We start from the raw sequence: 2,844 nt of genomic DNA on the forward strand, positions 1-2,844 counted from the left end.
GCGGACCACCGTACGGTGACCGCCGCGGCAGCAGCGCTGTATCTGACCCCCTCGGCCGTCTCCCAGCAGCTCGCCGCGCTGGAGCAGGAGACCGGCCACATGCTGCTGATCCGCAGCGGCCGCGGCGTACGGCTGACCGCGGCCGGTGAGATCCTGCTCGCCCATGCCCATGCGGTGGTGTCCCAGCTGGAACGGGCCGAGGCCGAGCTCGCCGCGTACGCGGGCGGCGCGGCGGGCGAGGTCACCGTCGCGGCGTTCGCCACCGGCATCGCCGAGGTCCTCGCCCCGGCGATCGGACGGCTCGCCGGGGAGCACCCGGGCATCCGCGTACGGGTCAGGGACGCCGAGGGCGACGAGAGCCTGCCCATGGTCCTGGACGGCGAGGCCGATCTGGCCCTCGCCGTCGAATACCGCGGAGCACCCCGCGAGGACGACCGGCGCCTCGCCCGCGTCCCGCTCTACGCGGAGCCCTTCGACGCGGTCCTCCACTGCACGCATCCCCTGGCAGGAGGGAACCGCGTGGAGCTCGCCCAGCTGGCCGACTCCGACTGGATCGCCCCGTACCCGGGCAACCCGTGCCACGAGGTGATGCTCCTCGCCTGCGAACTCGCCGGCTTCGAGCCGCGGCTGACCCACTCGTCCGACGACTTCCGGGCCGTCGTCGCGCTGGCTGGGGCGGGCGCCGGAGTGGCACTCGTCCCGCGCTCGGCGCTGCGCGGCATGGAGCTCAAGGACACCGTCGTCCTGCCCGTCGCGGGCCCGGCCGCCACCCGCCGCGTCTTCGCGGCGGTCCGCCGCGGCGCCGAGAGCCACCCCCTCCTCAGCCCGGTGCTGGAAGCCCTGGCGCACTCGGCGGCGGGCCTGTCCACGGACTGACCCGCTCCCGGACAGGGCCTGGCGGACCGGTCCGCAGTCCCGGGGCCACCGAGGATCCCGCCCCGGTCGTCGCGGGTGTCTGCGGACAGCCACGGTCCGGTCGTCGCGCGCAGCGGCGGCGCAGAAGCCGGTCCGGACCGGGCGGGAACCGGGCCGAGCCGCCAAACGTCGAAGCGGCATGAAGCCGAGGATCGCCGTGATTCCTGCTCTCCTCCTGGTCGCCGCCTGCGGGCAGCAAACGACTCCCGGCCGTGTCGTCCCGTCCTCGACATCCCCACAGCAGCACTACAAGGTCCGGGCGACGGTCCTGGAGAACTCTTCGCACGGACCCCAGCTCTGCTGGGCGGTCCTGACGTCGCTGCCTCCGCAGTGCAGCGGCCCCGATGTCGTCGGGTGGACCTGGAAGTCGGTGAAGCGGGAGTCCCGACACGGCACGATCTGGGGCTCGTACGACCTCACCGGCACCTGGGACGGCACCCGCTTCACGCTCACCGAACCCGCGCGGTCCCGCGCTTCTGACGCCCGCGAAATCCCCGAAGACGATTCCCGGGAACCCGACTTCTCGGCCCCCTGCCCGGCACCGGCAGGCGGCCGCAAGCCCGTCGACCGCTCGAAGGCCGACGTAGAGGACTACGAGCGTGCCCTCCAGCTCGCTGAGAAGGACCCGGAATTCGGCGGAGGCTGGATCGACAGCCGGACCGGCGGCGACGGCGCGGGCACCGTCCTCGTCATGCGCTTCACCCGGGACCTGACCGGCCACGAACGCGAGATCCGCAAGGTCTGGGGCGGCCCCCTCTGCCTGACCACCGCCGCGCACTCCCAGGCCGAACTTCGCAAGGTGCGGGATCAGGCGGTGAAGGAGCTCCCGCGCGCCCTGGAGGCGAGCGTCGACGTCGTACGCAATGCCGTGAACATCAGGACCGTCGTGGCGACCGATGACGTGCAGCGGGACATGGACCGGCGGTTCGGTGCGGGTGTGGTCCACATCCGTGGGTGGCTGCAGCCGGTCGGCTGAACCGGTCCGCTGAACCGGTCCGCGGCGCGACCGTCAGTCCGACGGTTCCGGCCGGTACACGTACGGCGTCGTCGTGCTCAGCGCGGTGAAGCCGAGGCGCCGCAGAATCGGCCGACTCGTCGGCATGGCGTCCACCTGCAGGTAGCGGTAGCCGCGGGCGGCCGCGATACCGCTGCGGAAGGCGACCGAGGCCCGGTAGATGCCGCGGCCGCGCCACCCGGGCACGGTGCCGCCGCCCCACAGCCCCGCGAAGTCGCGGCCGGGAGACAGCTCCAGCCGGGACGAGCTCACCGGTACGTCCCCGGCCATCGCGACGACCGCCACGACAGTGGCCGGGCGGGCGGACAACTGGGTGAGAAGCTGCGCCCTCAGCCGGGAACTGTCCGTGCCGAACGCCTGCTCGTGGACCCGGGCCACGAGGTCCACACCGGCCGCGTCGGTCACCTGGCGCAGTTCCACGCCCTCCGGCAGTTCCACGGCCATGGGCAGGTCGTCCAGAGCGGCGACCAGCAGCGTCTCCTCGGGTTCCGGTTCGAATCCGGCTGCGAGCAGCCGCTGTGCGAGATCGGCCGGCCCGTCGTGTGCGTAGAGCTTCCACTCGAACTCGCGGCCCAGCGAGGTGAAATGCCGTATCTGGTCCGCGATGGCCTCGTCCGCGGTGGCCGCGTCCAAGCCCGACCACACGACTCCGTTCCAGCCGTGATCCCCGGCGGTCTGCCGCACCACGCCACCCACCCGCTCGACCCGTGCCCCCGGGCCGTCGGCCGGTGCTGCCTGCCGCATCTGCCGGTCGTACAGCGCCCGCACCTCGTCATGATCCATCCGGCCACTTCAGCACCGGCCGCCGCGCCCGGCAACCGGATTCCGGACGGGCGGCCGGGGCCGAGGCCCCCGGCCCCGGCCCCGGTCCTGGCCCCGGCCCCAGCCTGAAAGTCAGGCCCCCCGCACGAGAC

At 73.4% G+C, this 2,844-nt stretch carries 3 protein-coding genes; 2 read left to right on the forward strand and 1 reads right to left on the reverse strand.

Annotated features, from left to right (window positions below; genetic code table 11):
* Positions 1 to 876 (forward strand): LysR substrate-binding domain-containing protein (locus ACWGI8_RS42565; RefSeq protein WP_453668828.1); only part of this gene is annotated, 876 nt, incomplete at its 5' end.
* A gap of 196 nt (positions 877 to 1,072) precedes the next feature.
* Positions 1,073 to 1,891 carry a hypothetical protein gene (locus tag ACWGI8_RS42570; protein ID WP_453668829.1) on the forward strand — a complete coding sequence of 273 codons (819 nt, stop codon included), beginning with the start codon at positions 1,073 to 1,075 and terminating at the stop codon, positions 1,889 to 1,891.
* Between the two features lie 33 nt (positions 1,892 to 1,924).
* Here the strand turns inward: ACWGI8_RS42570 and ACWGI8_RS42575 are convergent, their stop codons facing one another.
* Positions 1,925 to 2,713 carry a GNAT family N-acetyltransferase gene (locus ACWGI8_RS42575; RefSeq protein WP_453668830.1) on the reverse strand — a complete coding sequence of 263 codons (789 nt, stop codon included), beginning with the start codon at positions 2,711 to 2,713 and terminating at the stop codon, positions 1,925 to 1,927.
* Positions 2,714 to 2,844: the final 131 nt, after the last annotated feature.

The organism is Streptomyces sp. NPDC054841, assembly GCF_053611045.1.